The following is a 22,949-nucleotide window of genomic DNA, read 5'->3' as shown; positions in this document are numbered from 1 at the left end:
CTGGAAGCTACAGCGGATTTGCAACCCGGTAGGAAAACTCAAGCGAGCCGCGGATTACAGCCAGTTTCCTTTCCGAAACTATAGTTATATGCTTGCTCTGTAAGCCGCGTAAAATCTGGGTGCAATCTCTTGTTTCGGAACTGTTTACAAACTTCCTAGATGTGCTTAAACGCCTAAATTTGATAAACCACCCACAGACTCCTACAACATATTGTCATAGCGCCGATTATTTCCGCACATTCCAGTCTTTTTCAACTCTGAAGGATCTGCAATTTGTGCAAATAAACCCTATTTTCACCGAGCGAGTGAATCGATGGCCACACTTCTTACATCGGAAGAAATACGGAGGGCCTGAAACAAAACCATTCATGATTGTTTCTTCTTCAGCACCATCTTACCTGTCTCGTATGAGATTTCTTCGTAGCCCTTGAACAAAGCAATAATGACGGCCAATCCAATAGAAGCGGCGGCAATGATTGCTGCGACTTCCAACCCCGTCAACGTTGCAATTGGCACTGCAGCTGCCATAGAAAGCCCTCCAGTAAAAGGAGTTGCAGCGAGAGCAGTGGCCAACAGAGCAATAGTTATCCCTCCCGTTTTAGCGACCGCCTTGGCTCTTTTGAGCCTGTCGGCAAGGCTGCCTTCTACGATAATCTGAGAAGATCCAGAGCTTTTGGCAGATTCAAGCTCAGCTTTTGTTCTCACAATGACGGTTTGCATATTAATACCTTACTCATTTTTGCAATCCACACTACCACAAAAACTTTTAGAGCCGCCAACTATGGTATTGAAACTCGCCTCGCAAGCAAATCCGGCCCGACGACTTGCTGTAAGCGCTGCCGCCAGCTCTCCCGCATATCCATCAGCCTCTGCTCGCAACTCGGCGAGCAGATCGACAAGGTTTTCGATTGTCTTGCCTCGCTCGGCAAGGCGGGTATTGAGGATTCCTTTGTCGGCAAGTAGTTTTCCGACTTGGTTGCGCAGCCGCTCACCGTCAGCACGCTGCAAATCAGCAAGAGCTTCATCCTTCTGTTTCTGTTCAGTTGCATCAGTGCGAACCTTTTCAATTTCACGTTGCCGCTGCATCTCGATCGCACGAGCGTCCTCGCTGGCTTTCGTCGTGGCAGTGGCTATGTCGGATTTGTAGTCAGCGAATTCCTTACGGACTTCGGCCAGTTGCTTGCCATAACGCCAGGCGTCAACTTTCCAGGTGGCAAAACAAGCAATAGCCAGCAGTAACGCAAGGCCCAGCAAGCGCACCGGGCTCATGCCAGCACCTTCAACGCCCGAGCGTAGATTGCTTGGCGATCGGCTAACCCCGTCAGCCCGCCGTTCACGCGCCGGGTGATGGTTTCAAGATCGCCCTTGTCGGCAAGCGAGTTCAGCCCGTTGATGGACCAGAACCACGCGGCGGCCATGCAGGCGTGCTGAGGCTTTTCCAGCAGTTCAGGCTGTGTGAGCAGGTCCAGACCCAGCGCCTCACCGCACAGGCGGTAATTGGTCTTGCCGGTGAGCTGAATCAGGCCGCGCCCGCGATACTTCCAGCCGTCGCCCGGCGCGGTGCTGCCCATGCGATCGGCGTAGACGTTGTTGGCGATCTGCTCAGGCTTTCCGGCAAGGGTCAGGCCCAAGGTATTGGGCTTGTTGCGCTGTCTATCCTTGATCAACACCTTGACGTAGCCGCCCTTGCCGTCCGACTCGGCGTAGCGATTGGGCCAAGTGTTGGCCAGCCCGTCAGCGCTGTAGTTCAGATTCTCCACCAGGCGCGTCAACTGGCCGGACTCATGGCCGACCTGCGCGATTAAGGCCGCAATGCGCTTCTGGCCGACGATCTGGTACCGGTTCATTGCGGTGTTTAAGACAGGAACAAAAACGCCGGCAACTTGGCCGGCGTTCGGGAGGATCTGCAGCAGCTGCTGCGATGTGATGGGCATGGGTTTCTCCGGTCGCAAAAAAGCCCGCTCGATGACGGGTCTGGTTTGAAGGTAGCGGTCAGTCGAACAAGAGCGCTCTGGCCTCATCGGCGGACAATTTAAGATAGTACTTCTCGATCAATGCCTTTACGGCAAAATCATTGCTGAGGTAGCCGCCGATAGCGATCTGCTTGCGATAGGCCTTGACCTCACACCAGCAGCGGTAGGGCCGGACGAACTTGTAAAGCAGTTGGTGCAGGAGTGGCGCTAGGCCAAACAGCGGAAAAACCGAGTTCGAAACCAGCAGCGTCAGCAGTGCGCTCAGTAAAAAGCCGATGGCCATGGCCGCATACCACTGCCGCACGTGCGTTTTTTCGTGCTCGATCAGACCGGTATCGTCTTTGTATTTGGGACGAATGCGAATCAGCGGACCTGAAGCCAAACCACCAAACTGTTCCGGCAACCTATCGCTGTACTTAACCCAGTAATAACTCATAGTGCAGGCCTTTTTCTAGGCGTAAAAAAAAACCGGCAACGAGCCAGGCGCAAGGGAGGGCCTATAGCAACATTAGGCGGTAGCAAAGGAGGCATACTTAACGCTGACCACCAGTGCCGCGTTGAGTGCGCCTCTGTAATCCCCAGCAACGGCGGTGACCCCGTTCCATAGACGGGCGTAGTATTCCCCTCCCACACCACTGGCTACCAAATAGTAGGCCGTTCCGCCGATTGTGACGTATCCAGGCAACAACGAGACGTCAGGATTGGTGTTGATACGCGTCTCACCATCCCCGCCAACGTTGTATAGAGAAAACGCCCCCCCCCAAGCGCCGGGAGAGGTCAGTACACTCTTAAGCTGTTCAAAATCAACACCTAGATCAGCGTTATTGGAGATTGAACGTAATGTACCTCTGAAAGTTTGATATTGAGATGTAGCAAACTTAGGGTTTGAAATTGGCGGGGTAAGTTGCGGACGCCCGTCACCAGAAAGAGAGGCCTCATAAATATACTGATCAAGAATTGTGCTCTTAACAATCTGACTGGCGGATGAGCTGTGATTAACGATATACCGCCCAATGCGCCGATGGGTGTTACCACTACCAAGTTTAATACGATCCGTACCCGTCGAGCAGGTTATTGAGTCAAACAAGTTATCGAAAGCCACACCATCAACAAACGCGTGCCCGGACGAGTTATTAAAGGAAACCCCGTAACTGCTAGTCCCGTCCTCTTTCCCGGTTATGCTACCTCCTAAGATTTTTCCGTACAGCGCACCGGAATTTATACGGTTTAACTTAACGCCACCGATGCAGTTTTTAATGTTCGGGTTGTTGATGTACCAGTTAGAAAAGGACTCCATAAAAATTCCGCAAGGGCCCCCATCAAGAATAGGGTTAGTGATGGCCGCATAACCCACGAAGCCAGGCGACAACCCTGCGCCTGGATCATTGCCATAAACGTCGATGCAATTATCCCCGCAGTTTGTGACCCATGGCGTATCCGCAATAAAGCTCTTGACCCGCGTGCCCTGCAAGCCGATACCGCCGCAGTTCCAGACCCGCGAACCACTTGATATGAACATCACAGTATCGGTCATACCCGCCTGAGAGGGGTTAGGCCGGCACATGGCACCGTGACGGGTAACATCGTGAATTCGGGCATTCAGACCAATCGTCACGTTTTGCACGCCAACCAACAACACCCCGCTGACGGTACCGGTGGTGCTGGCCGCATTGCCGTCGATTTCGATGTCGATAATGACTTCCCCGGCGATCCTTGTGACGTAGGGGTTACCAATGACGGCTCCGTCGGTCTTGCCCTGCGCTGATATCAGAACCAGCCCGCCCGGCCCCCAAAACTTTATGGAGGCCTTCAGGCACACCGCCACGGCACCGGCGGAGTAGGCGTTTGCTACAGATGGAGCCGCAGGGTCCAGTGACACTGGATACTTCCTGTCAAAGTAGATTTCTTTACGGCCAACTGATGCACAGTAATCAATAGCCGCTTGTACGGCGGGACGCCAATCCCAAGTCTGCCAGTTCAATGGATCGCCTTTGTAGGTAATGACGTGCCGAAAAGACCAGACCGTGACCGAGGTAGATTCCGCCAACTCCCCGGCCAAGCCCGCGGTTTGCTCCCGGGATAGACGGGCTTGCTTAGCTATCGAAGGTACCGGACCCGACTCAGTTTCCACGTCAAACTGATCGTCACCGTGTATGTATTCTTGTTGCTTTTTGGACGCAGCACCGGACATAGCCGCCGCTTCCGCGATCTGGCCGGTGTAGACTTCCAGCGCTGATACATCAGTCATTCAATTTCTCCAGGCACAAAAAAACCCGCAAAGGCGAGCCGTCTAAATTATGGGGTTTAGCGGTTAGAAGCCGGGGGCTTTACCAATCGCGCGCCAGTGAACGGTTGCGCTGAAGGCGCCGGTATCGTTGAAGATTTTGTACTGGGTAGCACTGACAGCAAATGCGCCGGCCGCGTTGCCATCGTTATCAATAGGGTTCGCCGTCACCTTGTTACCAAAGCAGTTGTAGACCTCGGCAAAAGGCCTTGGGAAGTCGATAGCCGCCGTTGTCGAGTCCGGGCCACACTCACCGCTTCCCCATTGCTCCAGGAGCCCAGTGGCTGAATCCAGACGCCAACCAGTAGCCGCCATCAGCGCAGTGTTTTTGTCCTGCTTGTTCTTGGCCAAGTTGTCGATAGCGCCCTGCAGGTCTGACACAAAGGCGTTGATTGCCAATTTTGTATAGGCATCGCCGATGCCATACCCGGCCAACGTAATGGCGTTGTTGGCCTTCTTCGATAGCAGCCAATCGTCTTCAGTCTTCGTGTACGCGTCGAGAATGCCGTACGCGGCCAAAGTTGTGGCTTTCTGCGGGAAGCGCTCACCAAAGGCCTGAATAGCCTTGAGAAACTGCGTATTGTCCTCGGCATCAAGCTTGGGCAAGTAAGCCAAAATGAAGTTGGCCAACTCGTTCTGAATCATGTTCAGCCATTCCGCCTTGAGCGGCGTAGGGGCCACGCCACCGGCAACGGTGCCGTAACGGAACTGCCCCAAGGGCGCGACTAGCGGCGTCCACGCTGAAATTCTTTCCATCTTATGAACCCTCAGCGCCGGCGACGGCGGCCGGCGCCACGTAATGAATGGCGTTAAACAACTGATCAACTGTCGACGTGAGGTTCTCTACAACGTCCTTGCCGAAGCTCAGCACCACGTCTGTGTATTCCGGCGCCTCATGCTGTAGCCGGCAATCCAGCGTTGCCGCTGCATCCGTGCCGAAGGCTTCGAGCGGTGCCGAGGCAATCCAGCTCCAGGGCCAGCCATCGCCGTACAGAAAATCGCCCACGCTAGCCGGGCCAACCCGGCACGGCCGGAACTCTTCAATCTGGATCGGCACGCCACTTTGAACACCCAGGCGCTGATAAAAACTTAACTGAGGCGCGCCGGTGGCCGTCAGCTTGGCTATGACCGCCGCGCGGCGTTGCTCAAGGGTCTGCGACCCCGGCACCACGCACATGTCAGGCAAACCCAAGTAGCCCTCCCACACGGACAACAGGACGGTGGAGGTCGCTGGGTTTAACTCCAGCAACAGCGCCTCGTTGTTTTGATCAACCCGGGCCAGCTCCGGGGCAAGGGCTGCCAGCATCTGTGCCAAGTCGGGCTGTAGTTCCAGATCGAACGCCGGCCCCGGCGGCAACAGTTGTTGCAACTGCTGGAAGTAGCTCGCCTCAATCACGTCCATGTGAACACCCCAGGCACCGCCACCTGATTAGGCTTGATCACCACATCAGTCACCGGTTCAAACAACACATGATTGGTTTCCCCCGGCGTGTTGCTGATCGCGGCGCCAACGTGCGTTTTCAGCAGTGTTTTACCGGGGCTGCCTTCGTCATCAATTAGCACCTGCAACGACTGTTCAACAGCTGCACGCAGCGCCGTACTGTCAGGCGTCACGCTCAGCCTGAAATTGATCGGCAAGGGCTCAGGGGCCAGCGCGTAAACCTCAGACGTCACCGGGCGTTTCTGATCCAGGTAGGCTTGCACTTCGGCCACTTGGGCCGCCGTGGGTATCAGATCCGGGTCACTGTCGCGCACAAATACCAGGCCAAACGTGCCCGGCCCCATCCAGCGCGGCAAGGCCCACGCCCGTGTCACCCCCGGCACCTCCAATGCCCACTCCACAAAGTCCGCACCGCTACCGACCTTGCTGGGGTTCTTGAAGGCCGCCTGAACCCGCGCCCTTAGCGCCTCAATGCTTTCCTGATCGGCGCCGCCCACGATGCCGTCAGGGCCGATCACGGCGGTAGAGCTGACACCAAGAACGGGCGTCACTGCCGTGAGGCTGCCGCCCTCGATGTTGCCAATGGTGCCAATGTCCTCGGCGACCACCTTCAAGCGTGCCCGACCGCCCACCAGCGTGGCTGATTCAGCGACCACGTAGCGGCGGCCATCTTTGGACTGGTAGAGCTGGCCAGCGTCCACCAGGGCACCGTTAGCCCCCTCAACCTCAGCAAGCCCACCCGCTGAAACAGCCGGTGTCGGGCCGTCCTCCAAACGCCAATCCGCCCAGTTGAGCAACATGGCTTCGTCACACGTTGCCGGGTTGGACTGGCGAGCGACCCAGCTTTGAAAGCCATACAGCTCAAACGCGGCGCCACTGAGCGCGCGGGCCGCCACCTTGGCGTCAGCACGGCGCAGCGCGTCCGGGGCGTTGCGCTCAAAGTCGGCCTCCGTGCGCTTGATCAGCGCTGGCAGCGTCGGTATCTCATACGCCATTGATCAGCCCCCACGTGTCATTGAAATTCAGTTCCAGCGTTTCGCCGTGCAGCTCGATCAGCGTCACCCGTAAATTCATGCGGTCGTGGCCTTGGCGCTCTGCCGTTACCGTAACGCGCGTCAAAACCCCGTCATCGACCAGCCAGGCCAACGCCTCATTGGCGTAGGCTTCGGCGTCCTTTAGCGTGTCAGCCACCAACGTGCGGCGCGATAACAGCCACAGGCGCGACCCGATTTTGTCGCCGGCAACAGACGGCACGCTGTCGCCCCACCAGCCCTTTCGGTCGCTGTCATCCACCACGTCATCAGGCCCCGCGCGGCGCCACGTAAACAGGCTGATCGTCACGGCACGGCGTAAGGTTTCCTCACGCGTCATGCCCCACCCCCGACCGGCGGGCCGCTCTGTTTTTCGCCCACTTCAACACCGTCATGCAGGTGTTTCATCTGGCTGACCCCGCCGGCGATCTGATCCCCGGCCGACTCAATACGCCCGGTCGTGGTGATCACCGGCGTGTCAAAGTTCACGGCCTCAGACGCCTTGACGTTCAACGTCACGGTTTCAATGTCGATCACACGATCACGCTTGAAGTGAATGAGATCGCCTTCGTCTGTGTAGATGGCCACCTCACCCGGCTTGAGCCCCTGCACGCGAAAGCGGCGGTCTGACACCATGATCACCACCCCGTGGCTGCGGTCGCCGCCGATAAAGCCTGCCAGCGCTTCGGCGCCGCTTTGCGGGCAAGACGTGAACCCGTAGGGCTCCAGGTGTTCAACCCCGTCCTTGACCTCACCGGCCAACAATCGCAGTTGAAGGCTTTGCAGCTTGCTGGCCGAGCTGGCCAAGGCCACCACGCCGCGTGCTAAAACGTTTGCTAGGCCGTTTCTCATGGCTTGTAGTCCGCTGGCAGTAGGTATTCGAAGTTGTCCGTAGACTTGCCCTTCTTGAGCTTTCGCTTTTCGTAAGCGTCGTTCGGTTCGGGCAAGAAGGTCTCAGGCGGGGCCACCGTGATTTTTGCCGTGGTGCCTTCCTTGCCCAGCTCGTAGCTGATCTCACTGATCAACATGTCACGATCAAACCCAATGAGCGGATCCACCAGCCGCACAATCATGTTGTGCTGCCACAGCGCCCCATTGCTTTGTCGCCACCCCTGAATGGTGTAACTGACCGTCAAGGCCTTGCCGATAGCGTTTGCCCGCTCCCACTCCACCCGCTTACGGGCTATCGCTTCGCTCGACTGGCCTGACTGGTTAATGACCTTCACCCGGCGCCGCTTGATACGCTCGTCAACGATCCGCGCTTCGATCTCGCTGGCCTCAGCCCCAAAGCTGGTGTCCGTGCCGCTGCGCTGCCCCTTGCTGACGTACTCGGAAAAGACGTTGGAAAAGTCCAGACTGGTTTCACCGGACAGCACGTTTTTCCCCAGCTCCAACGTGTCGACCGCACGCCCAGCGCTGCCCGGACTGGCGATCACTAGGCGCCCTTCGGCATCGTCGGTGCTGAACAAAAGTGACTGCGTTAACAGCCGGTCGATGCTTTCAAAGGCCGTCTCCCCCGGCTCAATCGTGTGGTCTTCGATGCCCTCGCTCGTCTTGGCATCGTTAACCACCTTGATTCCGTACTCACCCGCAATGGCCGACACGATCTTTTGCACGCTTTGGCCACGCCACTGGCCCGGCTTGTTAACCGCGCCGCAGTCCACCAGATCCGCCGTGCAAGAGCGACCGGCAACGCTCAGCGTTATCGAGTCAGCGTCATAACGGATCGGCGTCGAAAACACGTAACCCGTTAACACCAGGTCTTGGCCAATGCGCAGTTCCAGCGCTTCGCCCTGACGGATTCTGATCGGCACGTCACCACCACCCGGCCATCGCCAGGTGATCCCCAGGGTAAAGTCCCGCGCCTGTCGCTCAATGCCCGCCCCAATGCTGACCGACAACCAACCGGCGTAGTCATGCCCACCCACGCTCAGGGTGACTTTGTTTATGTCGCTCATTGCTAGGCCTTCGCTACTTGAAGTTCTGTTGCAGGCACAAAGCCCGGGTGACGTACGCGGTTACGCGTAACGATTTCGCCACTGCGCAGCGCATCGCCATACAACGCATGGGCCAACACCAGAGACGAGACCGTCTCAATCGGCGCATAGGTGCGCAGGCCTACGCCACTTCGGGCTACTTCGGTCAGGTGCCGATCAAGGGCCAGCCGAACGCCGCTCAGCACGCCAAAGTGTTCTGGCTGGCTGTCACCGGCAACAGACCACAACGCGTCACTGATCGCGTCACGCGCGTCCAGAACGTCATCCGCGACCGGAATAGTCGTTTCGACCGAACTACCCGCCTCGACCGTGGCGCCTTGCTGGGCCAGTTGCACGTCCAGGTCAGCGGGATCACTGACGCCTGCATTGACCGCTATCGGGACTTGAGCCATGTCCTGCAGCAAATCCAAGAGCGCGGCATCTTGAACAAGCCCGATCACCGCCGCCTGAATCGTGGCCACGTCCTCGTTATCCGTAACGGGCGCTGACGCCTGCAACGTCGACACCGCCGATGCCTTGGCACTGCTACCCGAAAACGAGCCATCAGCCCCGTAGCCGCTAAACGTGCGCTCGCCGCCCATAATGCCGCCCAGCAGACTGGACGAAAGCGCACCCGGGGCGTTGAGAATCGAATACACAAACGCATCCAGATCTGCCACCACACTGGAAAAGGGTTTGAGCAGGCCGATCCCGAAGGCGTAGGCGCTGGATACCGCCGAGCGCACCGCGCTGATCCGTTGCCGCGCCAGATCAACCTTGCCCATGGCATCGTCAAAACGACCCTTCGCGGACTCCAACAAGCCCGGCGACTGCTCAGCCAATAGGCGCCGCGTATTGGCCGACTGCACAGGAAAGGCCAGCATGCCGTCGATGAACACCATGCTAAAGCGCACCATGCCCTGCTCGTTGCGCACATGGGACACTTCACAATCGCCGGCAGTGACCGTCAGGCGCCCGAACCACGGGTGAACCAACTCCCCCGCCCCGGGCGTATCCAGCGCCGTCAGTAGTTTGTCACGCTGCGTAAGGCAGTCATCACCCACCACAAAGCCTGAAAACTTGTACTGCCGCGTGCGCCGCCCCAGATCCTCCACGTAGGGCTGATCCCGCTGGGGGTATTCATGGACTTGCGTGCGACGACCCACGTTTACGCTGTCGGTATCCAACCAGAACGGCACCCCCCGAAAGGAGGCGCCTTGCTTTCTATCGCGCCACTCACTCATTAATTGACCCCTCCAAGCGAGCGATAGCCAACCCTCGGCGTGATCGATAGCCCCGGTTGATTGCTGGTACCAGGATCAACCCGAACGCCCGGCGGCGCACCGTCAAAGCGCACAACCAAAGCGCCTTCAAGTTGCGTGCGGTTATTGGCAGCGGACTGCTGCACCAACGCACCAGGAAGAGGTAATCCCGGCGCCCGTAGCAGCCGCGAAGAGTCGAGTCCCGCCTGGCTAAGATTGCGATCTGCCTGCTGACCCTTGGCGATATTCACCGCATCCGCCTGTAGGAGCGAGCCATCACCGGTACCGATACGTGCATCAACACCTGAGTTGACTCGGCGCTGTTCAGCGGCGTAACTCGCCACTTTTGCAGTAAGACCGCTACCACCCTCTTCCAAGCCAAATATGCTCAGTATCGGCTGCAGGTAGGGTTTTACGCCTTCCCAAAGATCCTTGAAGAAGGCGGTGATTGGCGTCCAGTTCTTAATCAGCCATGCAAGCGGCTGCCAATCAAAAATGCCCTTCATGAACTCCATGAATGGAACAGACAGCGCCTTGATCAACTCCCACAGCTCTTTGAAAAACGGACCTACCGTCTCCCAATTGGCCATGATCAAACCCGCTGCCGCCGCAATAGCGACTGCAATAATGCCGATTGGCGTGGCTGCAAAGGCCACACCCAGCAAACGGGTAGCAACAGTTGCCGCAAAGACGGCCACGCGAAGCGCTGTGAAGGCTCCACCCGCTATTGCCAAGCCACGGACCAACTGCGGATTGGCCTGAATCAGATCTGCAGTGTTCGAAATCATGGGTCGAAGAGTATCGACAACAGCATTGATACCCGGCAGCAGAGCATTGCCCACCGCGCGTGCAACACTTGTGGCCGCGTTACGCAGTAGCTGCAAGTTATTGGCCGTGGTCTCCGCACGCGAGGCGTACTCTTTATCCATCGAGCCCGCGTACTGGGTCGCGTCACCGACTTTCTCAAGGTTGCTCTCCAGCAAGCCTAAGTTGGTCAGCAGAGGGGTAATAGAGGTAATCGACTCGCTACCAAATAAATTAGTCAGCAATGCCGGACGCTTTGCCTTATCGATCTGAGAGATACGCTTCAACAGATCGAGAATTGTCCCCTTGGAGTCTTTCTGCATGGCGACAGCAACGTTTTTTGAGTCCAGTCGCAAGGCCTTGAATGCTTGCGCCTGAGTTTTGGTAGCTGCAGAACCTTTTGTCATTGCCAACATAAAGTTCTTGATGCCTGTAGAGGCTACGTCTTGCTTAACCCCCACACCGGCCATGGTGGCACCCAGCGCAGCGATCTGCCCTGAAGAGACACCCGCGACCTCACCCATCGCCCCAACCTCGGTCACGATGGCGGATATCTGCTTGGTATTGGCAGGCCCGGTGTTACCCAGGTAATTGATTTTGTCTGCCAAACCAATCACATCGGTTTGAGTCATTTTGAAGGCGGTACGCCAAGTCGCCATCATACTGCCGCTTTCATCAGCGCTCTGATCGAAGGCAATCCCCATTTTCACAGCGGCTTCAGCAAACCCCAGAAGCTCATCACGGGCAATGCCCGACTGCCCTCCAGCGGCAACGATCTTCGCAATGTCATTAGCTGCCATCGGAAGTCGCTCGGACATTTTCCCAATGTCTTCGCCCATCTGCTTGAACTGCGCCGGAGTATCAAAATCGACTACCTTGCGTACATCGGCCATCTGCGATTCAAACTCAATCGCTGCGGCGGCTCCAGCAATAAAGGGCGCTGCCAGAGCGCCCCCAGTGACAACATCGCTGAAACCGATCTTGCCCAGACCGGTACTCTCAAGCCCCTTGCGGAAGCTGCCAATATTTTTCCGAATACCGGCCAAGGTCGGCGACAGCTTATCAACGCCAGTAATCAGCGCCTTAAGTTGAAATTTATCGGCCATACCTACCCCTGCGGAGTCTGACTAATGCGCTGGGCGTTCTCCAACGACTCCGCAAACGTATCCAGCGGCAGCGACATCATTTGTTCGGGACCTACCTTCCAAAAAAAGGCCAGGTCATAGGCCACGGCAATCAGGCCACCAAGGTCACTGATGCCGCAGTCATGAAAAAACCGGCAACGGCCCAAGCCAGCTTATTGAGGTCGACCAGATCCAGCTGGTTAACCGATGAAGCGGGAATCCCTGCGCAGACCGCGATGTACTTAGCAGCCACATCCATGTCCAGAGATACGTCTTCGTTTTTATCGATCTTGTAGGGCAGCGCCTTAATAGAGCGCACTTCTGCAACTGTCGGACGCCGCAGGCTCAGCTCAGTTACCTGCTCGTCATGAGCCAGAATTGGTACTGCCAGTTGATGCGTTGTGACCTGGCTCATTGGTAGCTCCCCTTATTTCCATCCCACTGAATATCGATGGTGCCGTCATCGCCTTTAGACGTAGGCTCATCCACCACATAACCACCCGAAAGGACATAAACGCGTCCGTTCTTGAACTCGACCGTGACAGTCTGATCAGTGGCTTCCATAATTTTTTTGATTGGCAGATCCGGCGAGTCAACAACAGTGGCCTTCACATACGGCACCAGGTCCTCTTCTTTGAAGAAGCCAGGTGCCACTGACTCACGTTTTTTGTCACTCAGAGGCACTTCAACGCCTCCGGTGGCGGTGAACTGAACACCGTCTGCCTTGATGTATACCGTGCCTGCAACTTTCTGGCCCATAGCCCTTTCTCCACAAAAAAACCCGCACTTGGCGGGCTTTGGACGTTTGTTAAATCAGACTGCGTACTGCAGTCGGAATTGATACTGCAGCGCGAACACTCGCAACTGGTTCACCAGGTCAGGCGGGAACAGCACATTCAACCGATTAGGATTGGCTGAAGAGCGCTCCACTATCAGATTGGCAGCAAAGGCTTCGGCATTTTCCACGATGCCCAATTGCTCCAGCGCGAAATAGCTAGCGATCATTTCTGCGCGGATGACGTTAGGCGTAACAATCGCCTGGCCGGCACCGAAGCGCGTGCCATCGTTAGCCAGCTTGTGTCGACCGTACTTACTGGTAATGACCGACTTGAGGTAACGGATCACGTAGGCCGACTGGTGCAGCGACTCGCTGTCCAGATATGAATCATCGGGTTGATCGAACCCGTTACGCTGATAGCTCGTAACACCGCGCTCGATGCGCTGGGCGCCGCCGCTGTATGACGCGGTGGCAATGCCATGGGTCAGCAGCGATTGACGCTCAGTGAGCGTAAAGCGCTCACCGGCCGGAGCCGGGGCAATACCTGTCAGCTCACCGGTTTGGGTCGGTCGGGCCGGATCAGCAGAGATAAACACCGCCGTGCGCGCCGCGTAAGCCGCTGCAACACGCCAGAACGGATCTGGGCAGCCCGGTTCAAAGCCGTGAATAGTGGCGTGCTGGTCGTTACGCGTAACGCCAAATGCCACCAGCTGCCCGACCGTGCCGCGCTTGGCGGCGTAGAGATGACCATAAAGCTGTTTGGCCCAGCTCCAGCGGCCAGCAGAGTCGCCCATGAACTCCTGCCAGGCATTGAGCGACGTGGCGTCAGTCCACGGCGAACAGATGAACTCAAACGGCTCATCGCCTAAACTGGCCAGCAGGCTCGCGACCTCGGGTGAACCTGCGCCGCCGGCCATCGCAGACAGTGCAATGGTCAAGCCCGCCGGGGTCGACTCGCCGTTATTGCGGCCGAGGCGGTTGAGTTGCAGTGCAATGTCGTTGCCGCTTTCACCCGACCACTTGCACGTCAGCGTCACAACACCCGCCGCGTTGACTGCGGATACAGGAAGATCAGCAGCCGTCACCGCAGCAGCCAAAGCCGCCCCCACTTCTGCCGGGGTAGCACCGCTGACTACAACAGCCCGTACACGCACGCCACCCAAATACAAGCTCAACACGCCGGATTCCGTCGCGGCACCGGTGATAGTGACTTTGCCGGCGGCCTTGGCGCCAGTGCCTTTGACCGGCAGGCACCAGACCTCACCGGCCGGATCAATGCGACGCCAAGTGTCGTACATCTGCGCGAGCATCGAGCCACGGCCACCAATGCTGACAGCCAGACCTAGGCTCGACACAAGGGTCAGTTGGCCCACTTCGGCGGCGGTCGAATCATCGTTAACTTGCGCCACGATCAAGCGCGGCATGGTCGATGTGGCGCTGTTGGCTTGACTGTTATCAACCTCGGCATAAAACAGCGGCACTCGAATATCACTGGGGATGTTGTTAAAGTTCATTCGCCTTTGCCCCTTTCACGGCCTTGGTTTCGACCACGACCGGCGCCGGTTCATCCGGGGCTTCGGACTTGATCACGTCTTTATCCTTGAGCCGACGCTGCCAATAGGCATTGTCCGGCACCGGCCCGCCATTCTCAGGCAACAGCTGGTAGCCGTTATCTGGGTCAGGCACGGCCCGACCCTCAGCGGGTTTCACATGGATTCGCGTCACTGGGGTAGATCCTCGCGCGTTTTAAATTCGATACGGCCGTCAGGGCCGCTCTCGGAAAGGTTTTTATCGTTAAGGGGATCGATAAAGTCGTAAGCCATATCGACCCCCTCCAGGTGCGGCAAGCCGTCCAAATCCAGCTCATGCCAAGTCTCTGGCGGGTCAGCTTTGTTGTTGCGCCCTAATTGAAACTCCGCTTCAAAACTGAAGCGGTAAACAACGCGCGCCCGGTTGATATACACCAAGCTGCCACCCCCGTACTCGACCGGGTCGTACTCAGTGCCAGGCTGCCAGCCCACTAGTGCCTTCCATAGCTCTGCCCGCAGGTCATGCAATAAATCAGCGGCCTCCTGGCCGCGCTCATCCGTGCTATCGAGCACCAAGACCACATCGAACAAGTCGGTGATGTTTTGACGCACACCGTTTTGCAGATCGTTCTGACCCGCGTCATCACCAGCTGCAATGACGTAGGCCGATGGGTGGCTCAACTTCGCACTGCTGGCCACAGCATCCCAGTCGATACCAGCCGACACGCGACCAGAAAAGGCAGGACAATACGTGCGCAGATGCGCAACGATTTGACTGATTTTCATCGTTGATCCAGAAAGATAAGGGCCAGCAATTGCTGGACTGATCAGCTCAAAGCCGCAGCGAACGCCGCCGAGAGAATGGCCTGCACATCCGACTTGGTGTTTTGCAACGCATCAGCCATGTAGTTGCCACGCGGCTCAATCAGCCAGTCGTTGTTGCGCCGAGCTTTGCGCAAGCGAATGCCTTCACGGCGGCGCTTTGCGCTGTGTTTTTCACCCGGTTTAAGACGACTTAAACGCGCGCCCCGTTTGACGCCATAACCCAAGTAAGCCGGGTAAAAGTCCTTCATGCCCGTAATTTTTTGCGGAGCAATTTTTGCCAGAAACCCTGAGCGACTGACCTTTGCGCGGATCCCTCGATACAGCAGCCCTTCGTCTCGCGAGGGATAATCACTACCAGATGAGGCTCCGCGTTTATTGACCAAAGCACGCGCTTCTCGACGCACTACAGCACCGGCTTTGCGCATACCCGCCCGTATCTTCTTCTTATCGAAGAAGTCACGCGGTAGGTTGTCATAGCCCTCAAAATGCAAGTAGCCGTCAATCGATACTGAGTTAGCCATAGATACTTCCCCTGGGTTGCTCGGGGCCGAGTTCCTCAACCTCAAGCAAGGTAAACCGACTGTTGCCGTTCATGTCCGCAACCCGGCGTACGCGATAAATCGTGGCGCCGTGCAGCACTTCGTGAGACTCGCTCATGCCTTTGAGATAGTAGAACGTCACCCGGTGGGTGACTTTCATGTCGGTCTGCACACCGTTCGCGTACACAGCGGTACCGACCGGCTCAATCTTTGCCCAGCGTCTTTTCTGATCGGTGAACAGAGAATCCAGCCCCTGATCCAGCGCCGGGATATCGGTTCTCAACCGCAAAGTGATACGCCGGTTGAGTTCCCCCGCACTCGGTTCGCGCATGGCCATGGTTAAAACCTCGGCGGTACGGTGACATCGGCCACCAGGTGATCGAGGAATGCCGATGGCAACTCGGCCAGCGTCTGCCCCACCAGGAACATTTCCGGGTGCCGGTAGATCGTCGCCGCTGCCATTAACAACCAGTTGCGCACACTTGGATGCAGATCCAGGTTAAGACCGGCCTTGTAGCTTATCCGCAACGGGCCAGCGGGACGGCCACCCGGAAAGAACAGAAAGCTTTCCCGCTGGCCCTGCTGCAGCTCGAACGGTGCAGTCTGCGCCGCCCATGTGCCATCGGGCTGCCGGGACATGATCGAGACAATTTCTGTGGCCTGTCCCACGTCCAGGGCGTGACCAGACGCGAAGGTCGCGGGCCAGTCTTCTTCGTACAGCGCAGCCCGGACCGCTGCGCCCGTCTTCGACTCGCATTGCGCGGTTACGCCAGGGATTACGATCTGCTCGATTAACACGGGCTCCATGTCTTCGGGCTCAACCCTGCACTGGAAAGCCACCTGTGCCAGGGTTAATACCGGATCGCCGAGGTACTCAATTCGACGGGCCATGGTTTAAGGCTTCGGGTCGTCATCGGTGTTTTCGGTGCTTTCGTCAGCAACTCCATCGCCACCGTCGGCGCCGTCAGTGCCTTCGCCGTTTTCAGCACCACCAGCACCACCATCGTCAGGGCCACCCTCACCGCCTTCATCAGACTTACCACTGGGCTTAGCGGCGCGGGGTTTCGAGGCCGCTGGCTTACTTGCCCGCTGTCTGGATGTCGCTCCACCCGCCCCTTCATAGACTTCAGCGAAGCCCTTGGCTTTCAGCCCCTCAACAACATCAGGATCGAACCCGGCCAGCTCATCAGCCGAGTAACCGCGCCAGGCCTTCAAAAAACGCACCACCACTTTGTCGCTCATCACGTCAACCTCAGATATGCAAAGCCCCGCCGAAGCGGGGCAAAGGGATTACATGCCAGCGCCCCACTTGACGGCGACAGCGACAACAATGCTTTCAACGTGGCGTGGGCCAAAGTCGTGTTTGGCGATGACCTTGACCAGCGTCTGGTCACGCTGGAAGGCACTGACCATGTTGCCTTCAGCGTCTTTGTAAGCCGCCTCGCTGCTGAACGAGATCGTCAGGTCCATGTCTTCGCCGATCATCATGTCGGCGAAGTTGACGAAGTAGAATTCGGTTTCATTGCCATCGGCGCCGAGGTTCACCGGGATCTGATTACTCAGACCCACCGGGTAGCCCTTGAACATGCCCTGTTCGATTTCCGGATAAGCCTTGTTGCCGTTGCCATCACGCAGCGACTGCAACCAGCGGAACACGCGCGGGTGCATCAACCAGCCGCAGTCCTTCATCATCACGTTGGCCGTTTCGATGCGCAGCATCATGCCGCCGCAAAACAGGTCGATCTTTTCCAGGGTAATGCCGGCCGTGCTGGGCGCTGGCAACACGTTGAACGGCTGCGCCCAGTAGCGCATGCCCTTGGGCAGTGATCCTGTACCGTCGGCGCGGATAAAGTGCAGATCCTCAGACAGCCCCATCGACACCGCCAAATCGCTGACAACGATGTCATCGATGCGCGGGCTAATGCCCGCCGTGGCGATCAAGTCGTTCGAGATCGGCACAATCGCGGCCGCTTTTTTCGCAGAAAGCTTTGTATCCGAGAACGTCATGCCGGTGATCGGGATATCGGTTTCGGTACCGATATAGGTCACCACCGTGTTACCGGTGATACGCGGCATGGTCAGGTTGCCGTTGTTCAGAGGCAAGCTACGGGTACCCATCTTGCGCACAACCGACATCGGGCGCAGGGCCTCGATGATCTCGGTTGCAAAGTTTTGAGGCACCAGTACGCCGCCCGCACCCGGCGTCACGGTGCTCAATGCCATGGCTACATCAGTGGAAAAACCGCCTTGCTCTGCCATCTGAGCGGCTTGCTGTTGGTTGCCACCCGCTGCAGCCAGCAAGCGGACCATCTGCGCCATGCGAACGCCTGGAGCTTCGGCTGGGCCGGTACCGGCAATATGCCCGTGCGACTGGTTGGTACGACCTTTTGCCAGCTCATTAACCGGGACCGCACTGGCTGCCGCCATTCGCTCGGCCTGTTCCGCGCGACTGATTTTGTCAGTCAGTGCATTGAACTCAGCTTCAAGGGTGGTGAACTGAGACAGTTGCTCGGCAGACAGCGCCTCGCCATCGGCCTCAAGTTTGGCCAGCGCTTGAAGCGTGGTGTTGATCTTGGCGCGTTCGCTACGCAATTGAAGTACAAGGGACATGCTGCCTCCTGGGCATAAAAAAACCCGCACAAGGCGGGCATCGAAGACTGCCGCGAACGCGGTCAGATCTGGGTTTGAAAATTCAGTGCTGCGGCACGCACCGCAAGGCGGCCTTGCTGCCGGTTGGCCCGGCTCAATGCAACCGAGCTTGATAGGTCATCAACTGCTTGTTGCGGGCTTTGCATCCGATCTGCCAGGCCTGCAGCGATACCGGCCTGGCCTCGATACAAGCCAGCTTCAGTGGCGATGACCTGCTGCACCGAGAGCCCGCGATAGTCGGCAACGGAATTGACGAACAGTTGATAGCTTTCCTGCACCACATCGTTCAGGTACTTGAGCGACTGATCGCTCAACGGCTCGTGAGGGCTGAGGTCGTTTTTATGGGCACCGGCAAACACCGTGGTCACCTTGACGCCCATGCCCTCCTCCATCTTGGAGCGGTCCATGTGACTGGCGATGACGCCAATTGATCCGACCCCACTGGTCTGGCTCACCACCAGTTCGCTGCACGCGGCGCCGATCAAGTAGCCGCCGCTGTAGGCCATGAAGTTGACGATGCCGGTAATAGGTTTCTGTTGGGCCATGGCGCGAATGTCCGCCGCCAGTTCAAACGCGCCAACAGCAGAACCACCAGGACTGTCGATGTCCAACACGATGCGTTCGACCATCGGGTCGGCAACAGCGTTGCTAATCTGAGCCCGTAGCGTTTCGTAGCTGGTCATCGTTTCGCACATGCTGACGTGACTGCCACGGCTGACCAACACGCCGCTGACCGGAATCACCTCGATGCCCGTACGCGCGATGGCCGTGCGACGCTCTTCCTCACGCTGTGCGACTCGATCCACTTCATCATCCGACCACAACTTCGCTGCACCCTGGCTGCCGATGTTGACGATGTTCAAGCTCATAGCCTGATTGGCCCAGCGTACGCCAAGGTCCAACATATCAGGCGTCACCAACAGCGGCTGATTGAACAGCAGGCTGGAGGCTCGCAGGTAGTTTTTCATTGCGCGAGAATCCTCTCAATTTCAGCGTGCTGCAGTTCGAGTTGCGCTCGCACGTTGGGGTTGGTCAAATCAGCGGCGCCCTTGCCAGCGTCCACCATGTTCAGCGGTTGCAGGTAGATATCACCGCCCGGTACCGGGGGCATGTTCTCCAAGCGGCGGATGTCATTGACGCTGAGCCAGCCCCACTGGCGCCCAATGGCGTAGGCCTCATAACGGCTCTTTTGGTCACCGCGCAACAGGCCGGACAAGTTGAATTCAATGAAGTACTCACGCCGGTCAGCGGGCAACAGGAAGTCACGCATCATCGACTGCTCATGACGCTTGACCCAAGGCAACAGGGCGAACACCACGAACTGAATCATCAACTGCTCAAGGGTGTTGTAGTTCGACTTGTCCAACTCGTTGACCATCGGCAACGGGATTTTGTAGATCCGGGCGATATCGGCACCGGTGGTTTTGAGGATGCCCAGCACCTCGGCATCGACGTTATTCATGGAGACGGGCTTGAAGGTCATGCCCTCTTGCAGCAGGGCAACCTTTTTGGCGTTGTCCATGCCGCCAAACTTCTGCCCCCACTGATCGACAATCTTGTCGATGCTGCCTTGATCCTTGATCGCCGGGGCTTCACGTGGGCGCTCGATCACACCGGAAACGGTCACGCCGTTGGCAAAGCTTTTGCCGGTGTATTGCCGTACTGCCTGAGCCAAACCCAACGATTCAGCATGCACCTCTATGGGCGACAACCCTACGTAATGGTTGGTACTGAACCAGCGCACGTGGTGAATCATGCGCATCGGCACCGCTTCACCGCCGCTGATCCGGTAATAGGGCAGCATGTCCCCGCCCCTCAGCACCTGCACCTTGTCGTTATTCAATGGCCAGAGGGCCACGACGTTTCCATCGTCCCGACGATCAATGAAGCTGTAAGCGTTGCCACGTAAGCCAGCGGCGCCTTGGGTGCACTCCAGGTATTCATACGGCGTCTGAAACCCGTTCGGCTGGTACCGCAGCACGTCATATGCAGGGTGATTGATGGCAGCTTCCCGCTGGCCCTTGTCCATTCGGCGGTACATCTCGCACGGTAGCTGGCCCATGGTTTCGGCCAGCAGCGTGATGCAGTTCTGCAGGATCGGCAGACCCAGCGCTGACTCAGGCGTGACCTTCACCCCCGAACTGTTGCGGCCACCGCCCAGAAGGCCACGCCAAAAACCGCTGTTGCCCTCTGTCAGATTCCCACGCCCCTCGCCGAGCACGCTTGAAAAGAACATGCTCAGCCTCCTTGGGGTTTAGGTTTGGTTTTCAATGCGGCAGCTGCACGATCAGCCAAGAATGACCAAGACATTAAGCCTAAGCCTGCGACGATGCAGGCAACCGGCGCACTGATCATGGCGACGCCGCCCACCAGCAGACCGAAGCCCAGCAGACCGGCCAGCCATGAAAGGATGACCAATTTCATATACCCGCCCCTTCGTCGTAGATAGATTTACCCGTCGGGCCAGCCGCTTTGCTGCTGATCCCAACGGCCATGATGGAGGCGACGATGCCGTCAATCCGGCCCGTCGCCTTGGCCTTGTCGGCCTTACGGTTGTTGGCCGGGTCCGACACGATCACCGCGTTACCGGCGCACCAGGTCATGACCGGATTGCCGTCGTGACGCAGAGTTTCGACGGTTTCACTGTCGACGACCTCCCATTCAGAGGGGTCAAGATCGATGGCTTCCTGCTCGGGCGCCAAGCCCAGCAGGCGGCGCTCAAACTCATCCACCGCAGGGCCCATGTCTTTGTAGCCTTGGCCGAAGCCCACCATTTCCGGCAGTGCAATGTCGTACTCGGACATCAACTGCAACAGGTCTTCAATGCGCCATCGGTCATAGGCAATACGCTCCACATCGAAGTACGCACAGATAGTGACCAGCCGCCGCAGCACATGTAGCTTGCTGATCGCCCGACCCGGTGTGGTTTCGAGGTGTCCCTGCTTAACCCACATCGCGTAGGGCACCTTGTCGCGGTCTTCGCGCCCCTGCAGGTCATCGTCCGGAATCCAGAAGTACGGCAGCAGCCGCCAGTGTGGATCGTGTGGGGCGGGCCAGAAGATCAAAACAAATGCCGTCAAGTCCGTGGTGCTGGCCAGGTCGAGCCCGCCCACACATCGCCGGTTACGCAGTAGCCGCATGGGCACGCGTTCTTCGGCCTGCTTCCACACGCCCCAAGAAATCCACGGTGCATCGGCTTGCGTCCACTCGCAGAAGTTGAGACGGCGCACCACCGACTCCTGCGCGGGCAACCCTCGGGCCGACTGGACCTGCTCACGCAGGTACTTGCGACCGGGGATGCCATCGGTTTGCCCTTCGACGATGTAATCCAGCGAAGGGTTGACCTTGGGCCAGCAGGCTTCGTCCTTGAACGGGTCGTCGCCCTCATCTAGCGAGCAGATGAACGCGAAGAAACTGTCGTCGTCCTCGATCCCGGCGCAGATCCGCACGCCCAGGTCGTGGTACTGACCGCAGACTGTCTTTTTGTCAGAGCCGCTGTTAGTGATCATCACCACCATGGCTTTGCGGCGGTTCTTGGTACCGGCGCGCATCATGTTTACGGTGGTGGCGGTCCTGTGTTCGTGCAGCTCATCCAGCAGGCCAATGTGCGGACGTGGCCCGGACTGGCCTTCGTCGGCACTGATCGGACGGAAAAAAGAATTGGTGTTGGGGTAGAACAGGTTCCAGACCTTCTCGTCGCGGCCCGACTGAAGCAAACGCTTGGACAGTAACGGCGACATGTTCACCATCGACACCGCATCACGGAACAGGATCATGGCCTGATCGCGTTTGGTCGCAGCGGCGTACACCTCGGCGCGTTGCTCGCCATCGGAAACCAGACCGTACAAGCCGATGCCGCCCACCAGCGGGCTTTTGCCAGAACCCTTGCCCGTCTCAATGTAGGCAAGACGAAAACGGCGAAAGCCGTCCTCGGTCATCCAGCCAAACAGGCTGCCCACTACAAACGCTTGCCACGGCGCCAACAGAAAGGGCTTGCCCTCATACTCGCCGCCGTTGAGGCACAGCACGTCTTCAAAAAATCCTATTGCCCGATCTGCCAACTCTTGAACCCAGATCAGGCCACGGGCCTGGCCGTGCTCCACATCCCGTAGATGTCGCTTGCAGGCGTTGCGAACGTTGGGACCGGCAACAATTTCCCCAGCCAGCACCGCGTGGGCAAAGCTGGCAACCCGGTCATCAGCTGAAGTATTTGTTTGCGGCGTCTCGTTGATCATTTGGGAACAGCTCACCTTGACCTTGCGGCAACGTTTTCAGGTTGCGCCGAGCCATCGGCGATAGACCAAACTGAGCACCCGCCGCGTTAGCGCGCTTTTCGGCGTCATTCGCCAGTTGGCGTAAGGCATGTATTTGCTGCGCGCCGGTTTTGAATGTTTGGATGTCGCCACCCAACCCATCCTCTGATTCCGCATTACGCTGAGTTAGCATGCGCTGATAGCGACGCCATTCAGCTACAGCCTGGCAATACGTCGCCAGGGCCATCGAATCTAAGTTCGAAACAAGACCCAGCGCGATCAGCGCGGGCATCAACTGCTCCCACTCAGCAACAGCTTCTGCAGACAGCACGTCCGGCATCGGAGGTGCTCCAACAGGCACTGCAGGCGAAGCAACTTCAGCCAGCAAGTCGCCCACGTTTTCCCGACCGCGGTTGCCTTGCAAAAGTTTGAGTGCCGCTGGTTTTCCAGGGCGCCCCGAGTTTCCGTTTCCGGCCATAAA

At 57.8% G+C, this 22,949-nt stretch carries 28 protein-coding genes; all 28 read right to left on the bottom strand.

What is annotated here, in order from left to right:
- Positions 1 to 366: 366 nt before the first annotated feature.
- Positions 367 to 720 carry a hypothetical protein gene (locus GHO41_RS07360; protein WP_153433294.1) on the bottom strand — a complete coding sequence of 118 codons (354 nt, stop codon included), beginning with the start codon at positions 718 to 720 and terminating at the stop codon, positions 367 to 369.
- A gap of 9 nt (positions 721 to 729) precedes the next feature.
- Positions 730 to 1,269, bottom strand: a complete 540-nt coding sequence (locus tag GHO41_RS07355) for a DUF2514 family protein (protein ID WP_153433293.1) — start codon at positions 1,267 to 1,269, stop codon at positions 730 to 732.
- The gene (locus tag GHO41_RS07350) at positions 1,266 to 1,934 is read right to left on the bottom strand and encodes a glycoside hydrolase family 19 protein (protein ID WP_153433292.1); all 669 of its coding nucleotides are present in this window, start codon (positions 1,932 to 1,934) and stop codon (positions 1,266 to 1,268) included. Before GHO41_RS07350 ends, GHO41_RS07355 begins: the two co-directional genes overlap by 4 nt.
- Before the next feature lie 58 nt (positions 1,935 to 1,992).
- Positions 1,993 to 2,409, bottom strand: coding sequence for a hypothetical protein (locus tag GHO41_RS07345; RefSeq protein ID WP_153433291.1), 417 nt, complete (start codon positions 2,407 to 2,409; stop codon positions 1,993 to 1,995).
- Positions 2,410 to 2,481: 72 nt separating this feature from the next.
- Complete coding sequence (locus GHO41_RS07340; protein ID WP_153433290.1) at positions 2,482 to 4,221, bottom strand: hypothetical protein; 1,740 nt, start codon at positions 4,219 to 4,221, stop codon at positions 2,482 to 2,484.
- Positions 4,222 to 4,284: 63 nt separating this feature from the next.
- Positions 4,285 to 5,013: a phage tail protein gene (locus tag GHO41_RS07335; RefSeq protein ID WP_153433289.1), complete on the bottom strand. Its 729-nt coding sequence runs from the start codon at positions 5,011 to 5,013 to the stop codon at positions 4,285 to 4,287.
- Position 5,014: 1 nt separating this feature from the next.
- The gene (locus tag GHO41_RS07330; RefSeq protein ID WP_153433288.1) at positions 5,015 to 5,659 is read right to left on the bottom strand and encodes a putative phage tail protein; all 645 of its coding nucleotides are present in this window, start codon (positions 5,657 to 5,659) and stop codon (positions 5,015 to 5,017) included.
- A complete protein-coding gene (locus GHO41_RS07325) occupies positions 5,650 to 6,693 on the bottom strand; it encodes a baseplate J/gp47 family protein (protein WP_153433287.1) in 1,044 nt (347 codons plus the stop codon). The genes GHO41_RS07330 and GHO41_RS07325 overlap by 10 nt, the downstream gene beginning before the upstream one ends.
- A complete protein-coding gene (locus GHO41_RS07320) occupies positions 6,683 to 7,069 on the bottom strand; it encodes a phage GP46 family protein (protein ID WP_153433286.1) in 387 nt (128 codons plus the stop codon). The genes GHO41_RS07325 and GHO41_RS07320 overlap by 11 nt, the downstream gene beginning before the upstream one ends.
- Positions 7,066 to 7,581, bottom strand: coding sequence for a phage baseplate assembly protein V (locus GHO41_RS07315; protein ID WP_153433285.1), 516 nt, complete (start codon positions 7,579 to 7,581; stop codon positions 7,066 to 7,068). The genes GHO41_RS07320 and GHO41_RS07315 overlap by 4 nt, the downstream gene beginning before the upstream one ends.
- Entirely contained in the window at positions 7,578 to 8,687 is a 1,110-nt protein-coding gene (locus tag GHO41_RS07310) for a phage baseplate assembly protein (protein ID WP_153433284.1), read from the bottom strand. The genes GHO41_RS07315 and GHO41_RS07310 overlap by 4 nt, the downstream gene beginning before the upstream one ends.
- 2 nt (positions 8,688 to 8,689) lie before the next feature.
- A complete protein-coding gene (locus tag GHO41_RS07305; protein WP_153433283.1) occupies positions 8,690 to 9,949 on the bottom strand; it encodes a DNA circularization protein in 1,260 nt (419 codons plus the stop codon).
- Complete coding sequence (locus GHO41_RS07300; RefSeq protein WP_153433282.1) at positions 9,949 to 11,877, bottom strand: phage tail tape measure protein; 1,929 nt, start codon at positions 11,875 to 11,877, stop codon at positions 9,949 to 9,951. Before GHO41_RS07300 ends, GHO41_RS07305 begins: the two co-directional genes overlap by 1 nt.
- A 130-nt stretch (positions 11,878 to 12,007) precedes the next feature.
- A complete protein-coding gene (locus tag GHO41_RS07295; RefSeq protein WP_153433281.1) occupies positions 12,008 to 12,310 on the bottom strand; it encodes a phage tail assembly protein in 303 nt (100 codons plus the stop codon).
- Positions 12,307 to 12,654 carry a phage tail tube protein gene (locus tag GHO41_RS07290; protein ID WP_153433280.1) on the bottom strand — a complete coding sequence of 116 codons (348 nt, stop codon included), beginning with the start codon at positions 12,652 to 12,654 and terminating at the stop codon, positions 12,307 to 12,309. The genes GHO41_RS07295 and GHO41_RS07290 overlap by 4 nt, the downstream gene beginning before the upstream one ends.
- 54 nt (positions 12,655 to 12,708) lie before the next feature.
- Positions 12,709 to 14,187 (bottom strand): phage tail sheath subtilisin-like domain-containing protein, encoded by a 1,479-nt coding sequence (locus GHO41_RS07285; RefSeq protein ID WP_153433279.1) that lies wholly within the window; start codon positions 14,185 to 14,187, stop codon positions 12,709 to 12,711.
- Positions 14,177 to 14,383 (bottom strand): DUF2635 domain-containing protein, encoded by a 207-nt coding sequence (locus tag GHO41_RS07280; RefSeq protein WP_371928866.1) that lies wholly within the window; start codon positions 14,381 to 14,383, stop codon positions 14,177 to 14,179. Before GHO41_RS07280 ends, GHO41_RS07285 begins: the two co-directional genes overlap by 11 nt.
- 11 nt (positions 14,384 to 14,394) lie before the next feature.
- Complete coding sequence (locus GHO41_RS07275) at positions 14,395 to 14,988, bottom strand: hypothetical protein (RefSeq protein ID WP_153433278.1); 594 nt, start codon at positions 14,986 to 14,988, stop codon at positions 14,395 to 14,397.
- A 41-nt stretch (positions 14,989 to 15,029) separates the two neighbouring features.
- A complete protein-coding gene (locus GHO41_RS07270) occupies positions 15,030 to 15,548 on the bottom strand; it encodes a hypothetical protein (RefSeq protein ID WP_153433277.1) in 519 nt (172 codons plus the stop codon).
- Positions 15,541 to 15,903 carry a phage head closure protein gene (locus GHO41_RS07265; RefSeq protein ID WP_153433276.1) on the bottom strand — a complete coding sequence of 121 codons (363 nt, stop codon included), beginning with the start codon at positions 15,901 to 15,903 and terminating at the stop codon, positions 15,541 to 15,543. Before GHO41_RS07265 ends, GHO41_RS07270 begins: the two co-directional genes overlap by 8 nt.
- A gap of 2 nt (positions 15,904 to 15,905) precedes the next feature.
- Positions 15,906 to 16,457, bottom strand: coding sequence for a hypothetical protein (locus GHO41_RS07260; protein WP_153433275.1), 552 nt, complete (start codon positions 16,455 to 16,457; stop codon positions 15,906 to 15,908).
- Positions 16,458 to 16,460: 3 nt separating this feature from the next.
- On the bottom strand, positions 16,461 to 16,808 hold the full coding sequence (locus tag GHO41_RS07255; protein WP_153433274.1) for a hypothetical protein: 348 nt from the start codon (positions 16,806 to 16,808) through the stop codon (positions 16,461 to 16,463).
- Positions 16,809 to 16,856: 48 nt separating this feature from the next.
- A complete protein-coding gene (locus GHO41_RS07250) occupies positions 16,857 to 18,176 on the bottom strand; it encodes a phage major capsid protein (protein ID WP_153433273.1) in 1,320 nt (439 codons plus the stop codon).
- 62 nt (positions 18,177 to 18,238) lie between these two features.
- The gene (locus GHO41_RS07245; protein WP_153433272.1) at positions 18,239 to 19,183 is read right to left on the bottom strand and encodes a S49 family peptidase; all 945 of its coding nucleotides are present in this window, start codon (positions 19,181 to 19,183) and stop codon (positions 18,239 to 18,241) included.
- A complete protein-coding gene (locus tag GHO41_RS07240) occupies positions 19,180 to 20,451 on the bottom strand; it encodes a phage portal protein (protein ID WP_153433271.1) in 1,272 nt (423 codons plus the stop codon). Before GHO41_RS07240 ends, GHO41_RS07245 begins: the two co-directional genes overlap by 4 nt.
- 2 nt (positions 20,452 to 20,453) lie before the next feature.
- Positions 20,454 to 20,639: a hypothetical protein gene (locus GHO41_RS07235; RefSeq protein ID WP_153433270.1), complete on the bottom strand. Its 186-nt coding sequence runs from the start codon at positions 20,637 to 20,639 to the stop codon at positions 20,454 to 20,456.
- Positions 20,636 to 22,450 (bottom strand): terminase large subunit, encoded by a 1,815-nt coding sequence (locus GHO41_RS07230; RefSeq protein WP_153433269.1) that lies wholly within the window; start codon positions 22,448 to 22,450, stop codon positions 20,636 to 20,638. Before GHO41_RS07230 ends, GHO41_RS07235 begins: the two co-directional genes overlap by 4 nt.
- On the bottom strand, positions 22,413 to 22,946 hold the full coding sequence (locus GHO41_RS07225) for a phage terminase small subunit P27 family (RefSeq protein ID WP_153433268.1): 534 nt from the start codon (positions 22,944 to 22,946) through the stop codon (positions 22,413 to 22,415). Before GHO41_RS07225 ends, GHO41_RS07230 begins: the two co-directional genes overlap by 38 nt.
- Positions 22,947 to 22,949: the final 3 nt, after the last annotated feature.

Source organism: Pseudomonas sp. FSL R10-0399 (genome assembly GCF_009600165.1).
Taxonomy (GTDB): Bacteria; Pseudomonadota; Gammaproteobacteria; order Pseudomonadales; family Pseudomonadaceae; genus Aquipseudomonas; species Aquipseudomonas helleri.
Note: the sequence above shows the minus strand (reverse complement) of the source record. Positions and strands in the feature narration are given on the sequence as shown.

Bases quoted from the DNA above. Each gene is read 5' to 3' on its own strand.
- GHO41_RS07345 (WP_153433291.1), bottom strand. From the start codon at position 2,409: ATGAGTTATTACTGGGTTAAGTACAGCGATAGGTTGCCGGAACAGTTT.
- GHO41_RS07350 (WP_153433292.1), bottom strand. From the start codon at position 1,934: ATGCCCATCACATCGCAGCAGCTGCTGCAGATCCTCCCGAACGCCGGC.
- GHO41_RS07315 (WP_153433285.1), bottom strand. From the start codon at position 7,581: ATGAGAAACGGCCTAGCAAACGTTTTAGCACGCGGCGTGGTGGCCTTG.
- GHO41_RS07340 (WP_153433290.1), bottom strand. From the start codon at position 4,221: ATGACTGATGTATCAGCGCTGGAAGTCTACACCGGCCAGATCGCGGAA.
- GHO41_RS07270 (WP_153433277.1), bottom strand. From the start codon at position 15,548: ATGGCTAACTCAGTATCGATTGACGGCTACTTGCATTTTGAGGGCTAT.
- GHO41_RS07320 (WP_153433286.1), bottom strand. From the start codon at position 7,069: ATGACGCGTGAGGAAACCTTACGCCGTGCCGTGACGATCAGCCTGTTT.
- GHO41_RS07330 (WP_153433288.1), bottom strand. From the start codon at position 5,659: ATGGACGTGATTGAGGCGAGCTACTTCCAGCAGTTGCAACAACTGTTG.
- GHO41_RS07295 (WP_153433281.1), bottom strand. From the start codon at position 12,310: ATGAGCCAGGTCACAACGCATCAACTGGCAGTACCAATTCTGGCTCAT.
- GHO41_RS07240 (WP_153433271.1), bottom strand. From the start codon at position 20,451: ATGTTCTTTTCAAGCGTGCTCGGCGAGGGGCGTGGGAATCTGACAGAG.
- GHO41_RS07325 (WP_153433287.1), bottom strand. From the start codon at position 6,693: ATGGCGTATGAGATACCGACGCTGCCAGCGCTGATCAAGCGCACGGAG.
- GHO41_RS07285 (WP_153433279.1), bottom strand. From the start codon at position 14,187: ATGAACTTTAACAACATCCCCAGTGATATTCGAGTGCCGCTGTTTTAT.
- GHO41_RS07225 (WP_153433268.1), bottom strand. From the start codon at position 22,946: ATGGCCGGAAACGGAAACTCGGGGCGCCCTGGAAAACCAGCGGCACTC.
- GHO41_RS07310 (WP_153433284.1), bottom strand. From the start codon at position 8,687: ATGAGCGACATAAACAAAGTCACCCTGAGCGTGGGTGGGCATGACTAC.
- GHO41_RS07335 (WP_153433289.1), bottom strand. From the start codon at position 5,013: ATGGAAAGAATTTCAGCGTGGACGCCGCTAGTCGCGCCCTTGGGGCAG.
- GHO41_RS07235 (WP_153433270.1), bottom strand. From the start codon at position 20,639: ATGAAATTGGTCATCCTTTCATGGCTGGCCGGTCTGCTGGGCTTCGGT.
- GHO41_RS07255 (WP_153433274.1), bottom strand. From the start codon at position 16,808: ATGAGCGACAAAGTGGTGGTGCGTTTTTTGAAGGCCTGGCGCGGTTAC.
- GHO41_RS07355 (WP_153433293.1), bottom strand. From the start codon at position 1,269: ATGAGCCCGGTGCGCTTGCTGGGCCTTGCGTTACTGCTGGCTATTGCT.
- GHO41_RS07260 (WP_153433275.1), bottom strand. From the start codon at position 16,457: ATGGCCCGTCGAATTGAGTACCTCGGCGATCCGGTATTAACCCTGGCA.
- GHO41_RS07250 (WP_153433273.1), bottom strand. From the start codon at position 18,176: ATGTCCCTTGTACTTCAATTGCGTAGCGAACGCGCCAAGATCAACACC.
- GHO41_RS07275 (WP_153433278.1), bottom strand. From the start codon at position 14,988: ATGAAAATCAGTCAAATCGTTGCGCATCTGCGCACGTATTGTCCTGCC.
- GHO41_RS07360 (WP_153433294.1), bottom strand. From the start codon at position 720: ATGCAAACCGTCATTGTGAGAACAAAAGCTGAGCTTGAATCTGCCAAA.
- GHO41_RS07230 (WP_153433269.1), bottom strand. From the start codon at position 22,450: ATGATCAACGAGACGCCGCAAACAAATACTTCAGCTGATGACCGGGTT.
- GHO41_RS07300 (WP_153433282.1), bottom strand. From the start codon at position 11,877: ATGGCCGATAAATTTCAACTTAAGGCGCTGATTACTGGCGTTGATAAG.
- GHO41_RS07290 (WP_153433280.1), bottom strand. From the start codon at position 12,654: ATGGGCCAGAAAGTTGCAGGCACGGTATACATCAAGGCAGACGGTGTT.
- GHO41_RS07265 (WP_153433276.1), bottom strand. From the start codon at position 15,903: ATGGCCATGCGCGAACCGAGTGCGGGGGAACTCAACCGGCGTATCACT.
- GHO41_RS07245 (WP_153433272.1), bottom strand. From the start codon at position 19,183: ATGAAAAACTACCTGCGAGCCTCCAGCCTGCTGTTCAATCAGCCGCTG.
- GHO41_RS07305 (WP_153433283.1), bottom strand. From the start codon at position 9,949: ATGAGTGAGTGGCGCGATAGAAAGCAAGGCGCCTCCTTTCGGGGGGTG.